This window comes from uncultured Streptococcus sp. (genome assembly GCF_915066115.1).
GTDB lineage: Bacteria > Bacillota > Bacilli > Lactobacillales > Streptococcaceae > Streptococcus.
On sequence record NZ_CAJZDT010000136.1, the window covers coordinates 1 to 4,490 of the forward strand.

At 37.8% G+C, this 4,490-nt stretch carries 5 protein-coding genes; 3 read left to right on the plus strand and 2 right to left on the minus strand.

Features of this window, described 5'->3' with window-relative positions; genetic code table 11:
* Both QZ565_RS08275 and QZ565_RS08280 read left to right on the plus strand, forming a co-directional pair.
* Nucleotides 1–731: DUF3804 family protein (locus QZ565_RS08275; RefSeq protein ID WP_295528106.1), on the plus strand; the 731-nt coding region annotated here is incomplete at its 5' end.
* Between the two features lie 530 nt (nt 732–1,261).
* Nucleotides 1,262–1,588, plus strand: a complete 327-nt coding sequence (locus QZ565_RS08280; RefSeq protein WP_295528109.1) for a 50S ribosomal protein L7/L12 — start codon at nt 1,262–1,264, stop codon at nt 1,586–1,588.
* 125 nt (nt 1,589–1,713) lie between these two features.
* On the opposite strand, the gene yidA is transcribed toward QZ565_RS08280, so the two are convergent.
* Entirely contained in the window at nt 1,714–2,520 is an 807-nt protein-coding gene (gene yidA / locus QZ565_RS08285; RefSeq protein WP_176139629.1) for a sugar-phosphatase, read from the minus strand.
* 12 nt (nt 2,521–2,532) lie between these two features.
* Nucleotides 2,533–3,837 (minus strand): HD domain-containing protein, encoded by a 1,305-nt coding sequence (locus QZ565_RS08290; RefSeq protein WP_295528116.1) that lies wholly within the window; start codon nt 3,835–3,837, stop codon nt 2,533–2,535.
* A 71-nt stretch (nt 3,838–3,908) separates the two neighbouring features.
* Between QZ565_RS08290 and QZ565_RS08295 the strand changes: the two genes are divergently transcribed.
* Entirely contained in the window at nt 3,909–4,286 is a 378-nt protein-coding gene (locus QZ565_RS08295; protein ID WP_295528119.1) for a DUF1934 domain-containing protein, read from the plus strand.
* The last annotated feature ends 204 nt before the right edge of the window (nt 4,287–4,490 follow it).

Genomic DNA, 4,490 nt, shown 5'->3' on the forward strand with positions numbered 1-4,490 from the left:
TCCTTATTTCCCTTTTATTTCTATTCTCTATTTTATTACTTGATAATACCTCTTTTATTAGAAAACATAGTTTAAATAAACAAGGCAAACAGATAATAGAAGATGTGATAACTTACTATAAAAACAATGAAAATATAGAAAATTTTAACTCAAACGATTTCGTATTCACAGATGAGTACATCTCTTTATTAAATATTAGAATCATAAAGATTGAAAAGATGTACACAATCATTTTCCCTAAGAAACTTACAGAAAAAAGAAGCAAGCGTGAATGGAATATAGAAAATGTAAGAGGTAGACTTGAGATTCCTAATATACTTTTAAATAATCAGAAGTATACATTTATTTTTAAGAGAGAGTCAGAAAATTCTATTCCAAGTATAGATGATGTTAGATTTCAAAATGGTACTAGTGTAAAAACAGTGGAATTAGAAAAGTTAAAAAAAATATTTGAAATACTATTTTTAGGTGCTGAAATTGAATTTACCAAATTTACATTTGTCGAAAAAATGCTTTATAAATTCACGGTAAATAAAGAAAATCCTACTATTTGGAGTAAAGTATTCAAATTTTTAAAATTCTTGGTTGTAGTCGTAGCAATGATTCTTTTTCTTTTTTTTGTAATTATGTTAGGATTATTTGTTATCGGAGATTATTTATTTTACATCTTCCTTATTCTTTATTTACTTTTAAAAATAGCTCAATATATTGTAAAAAAATTATTTAGCTAATATTAGTTTAATCAGTATCATTATCTATACTAAGCATTGGTCTTATCATAAATTTCAATAGATTTATCCCACTAGGTGCGACAGCCATGGTTACAGTTGTGCCTTTCAACCATTTTTTACTCGTTCCACTTTAGGAAGAGAAAAAAGTGATTGAAGCATAGAATCCTGAATGGAAAGACCTTAGTACTAGTAGAGCTGAGATCCCTTCGACAGAAGCAAGTAAACGGAACATGGCAACTGTTGGGAGCATTGTTGACTTGTTCTTATCGTTTGCTTTACTCTATAGGAATGCTAAGGTAACCTACTGCCGATGAACTAAAGAACCTTCCCAAGATTGAGAACAAGGGTATTCCTAAACTTGATAATAAGAAAATTCCAAAAATAAAAAGGGATTTAGAAGAGTAAGATTGTTAATCTAATCATGATAGAGGAGATTCAAGCTTATATCTCTTCTTTTTAGATACGGGATAATGATGTTTTCAAGTACGATGGTATGTAAGCAAGTCCGCTATGTATAAGGAGTTGAAACCATGCTAGCTACTTGTATTGATTATATAGGTGATAAGTCAGGGACCTATAAGTTGTTAAGAAATTATTCGTCCTTGCCTTTCTCTTTAATCCAATCCAGAATAAAAGATCATGACACAGTAATAGAAGTAGACATGTTAGATTTGGACGAATTGAAAAAGGTTAGAGAATTAATTGGAGAGTTAAGTGCTATTGGAACTAAGATTACGATGAGGGATTCAACTGGTATTATCACCTTAGAATTATTAAATAATATTATTTCTACCTTCGAAGAGATTGTGGCTGAAAGAGAAGAACTAGATGCTCTGATATTTGAGGAGGAAGAGTGATTTGTTTTGCTAGTTTCTAAAGGTAACTCGTTTGTGACGAATTCAATATTCAAAAAGAACACCCCAGAAGTAAGAGTGTCATCTCTACTTTTTGGGGTGTTATTTATTTTCTATGCTTAAGCATTTTACAGTACCCACGTTCGAATAGCATGGGCAACGCCAGATTCGTCATTTGTTTTAGTGATGTATTTGGCGATTTTTTTGATTTCTGGATTTCCATTTTCCATGACAACTGGATTGCCAACGACTTCCAGCATGGCACGGTCGTTTTCTTCGTCACCGATAGCCATGGTTTGATCTTTGGTCAATCCGAGTTTTTCAGCTAAGTGAGTAATGGCTGAACCCTTGTCCACATTCTTTTTAAGGAGTTCGAGGTAGAAAGGAGCAGACTTGTTGATGGAGTAGCGTTCGTAAAATTCCGCTGGTATCTTTTCAATTGCAGCATCGAGAATTTCTGGTTCATCGATAAACATACACTTGACGATTTCCTTGCCAGCCATTTCTTCAGGTGTGCGGTAAAAGATAGGCATGCTGACGAGGGTTGATTCGTGCACTGTGTATTTTCCGATATTGCGATTGGCAGTGTAGATACCGTCCTTGGTAATGGCATGCATGTGGACACCGAGCTTGCGGCTGAGGAATTCCATATCCAGATAATCCTCATAAGTCAAGGATTCACTGATAATCTCATGACCTGTAGCAGTTTCTTGGACAAGGGCACCATTGAAGGTCACGACATAGTCACCCTCGTCTCTCAACTGCAAGTCGTCCAGAAGTTTGGCAACACCTGCGATAGGGCGGCCAGTTGCAATCACGACTTTAACACCAGCTTCTTTGGCATCTTGGATGGCAGAAAAGACTTCAGGAGTGATTTCCTTTTGGCTGTTGACTAGGGTTCCGTCAATATCGACGGCAATTAGTTTAATACTCATACATTTCCTCTTCTAGTTTTTATTTGGGGTAAAATGATCGTTCTCAATCAAGTGTAAAAATTGTTGGGTAATGCTTGCGAAAATGCTGTTTTGGTCTAACATTTCTTTCGGGAAATAGAAACGATTATCTCCGTGTCGACTGCCAGCAAGGGATTGGACGATAGGAGACAGGCTAGAGAGTTCTGCCAGTTCTCCATTTTTTTGTAAAATCTCAATCTGTGTCCTTGGGTTTTCAGATTCGGGACGATAGATATCATAAGGGAGGTCAAAGTTCTTATGGATGGCTGTGTAGTAGTCTGGCTCAAAGCCGATGTCCTCAACCAATTTTCTCATGCAAGCGAGTTGGTCTTGGTCCTCTTGTGAAAAGCTAATGGATTTAAAGACCTTACGGTTGACAAAGCGTTGCGACAGGTCTGCAAGAATCTTGTCAGGACTGGTCATCCAGAGCTGGAAGTAGGTATTCATCACGCCATCATCCAGAGCCAGATAGTCAGACAAGGTCACATTTTTTTCAAAGAAAGGTAGCAAATGGGGAGAAGTGCGTGCAAAGAAGTCCTTATCTTCTGGATAAAGCTCCTTGGCGCGTTTGAGAAGGTTTTGAAGGAGGACCTCCATGGCGCGTGTTGCAGGGTGGAAATAAACTTGCATGTACATCTGGTAACGACTGAGGACGTAGTCTTCGATGGCATGCATGCCGTTGTGCTGAAAGGCAATACCGTTTTCGACAGGACGAATGACTCGGAGGATCCGAGTCAAGTCAAATTCTCCGTAAGAAGCACCTGTAAAATAGGAATCGCGCAAGAGATAGTCCATGCGGTCCGCATCAATCTGACTAGAAATGAGCTGCACGACCTGCTTGTTAGGATAGGTGTGGTCGATGACACTGGCAACCTTTTCTGGAAAATCTGGCGCTACTTGTAGCAGGACTTGGTGAATCTCCGTTTCAGGACTTTGGATAATCTCTTGAGTAATAGCTTCATGATTGGTATCAAAGAGATGTTCAAAAGTATGGGAGTAGGCACCATGTCCAAGGTCATGAAGGAGCGCAGCGGTCATGGTCAAGAGAGACTCAGCAGGGTTCCACTCCTCAGGATATTTTTCTTCAAAAATTTCTGTGATGCGTCGAGCAATCTCATAGACTCCCAAGCAGTGGGAAAAGCGACTGTGTTCTCCACCGTGGAAGGTATAACTGGAAGTTCCCAGTTGCTTGATTCGACGCAAACGTTGAAATTCTTTTGTATTAATCAAGTCATAGATGATTTGATTATTGACATGGATGTAGTTGTGAACTGGGTCACGGAATACTTTTTCGTTCATATGACCATTATAGCAAAATCCTTCTCTTTTTGGTAAAATAGTAGGACAAGAGAGAAGAAAGAGGACCTGATGTGAAGATTCGGATGCGAAATACCATTCAGTTTGATGAGCAGTTGGAAGTGATTGACCAGCTCTATGACGTGGAAGTGCATGAAAAGGGAGATTATCGCTATTTGCTTTTCTACAATGAAGAAAAAGAAAAAGTAGTGATTAAATTTCATGCTCGAGAACTGGTGATGACCCGTTTTTCCAATCCGAAAACCATTATGCGTTTTCTAAAGGATAGTGATAGTTTAGCCTATATCCCCACACCCATGGGTATGCAGGAGTTTATTATCCAGACGAGCTGTTATCAAGTGGATGGACAAAAGATTTATTTAGACTATCAACTACAAAATCAAGAGGGACAAGCCTTTGCCAGCTATCAACTGGAAATTACTTGGGGCTAGGTATGACTGGGGACGAGGTTATAGCAACGAAGATGATTAAGTTTATGAAATCAAGCTTTTCTTGCACATTTTTAGTAGCTGAAACCTTTATTTTTTCAGATTAAGGTTATAACACTCATTCCATTACCTATTATTTATTAAAGCGAAATATAATTCAGTCTTTCCTTAAAGTCATTCTAAATGAGTAAATAGGATTTGAGGCCT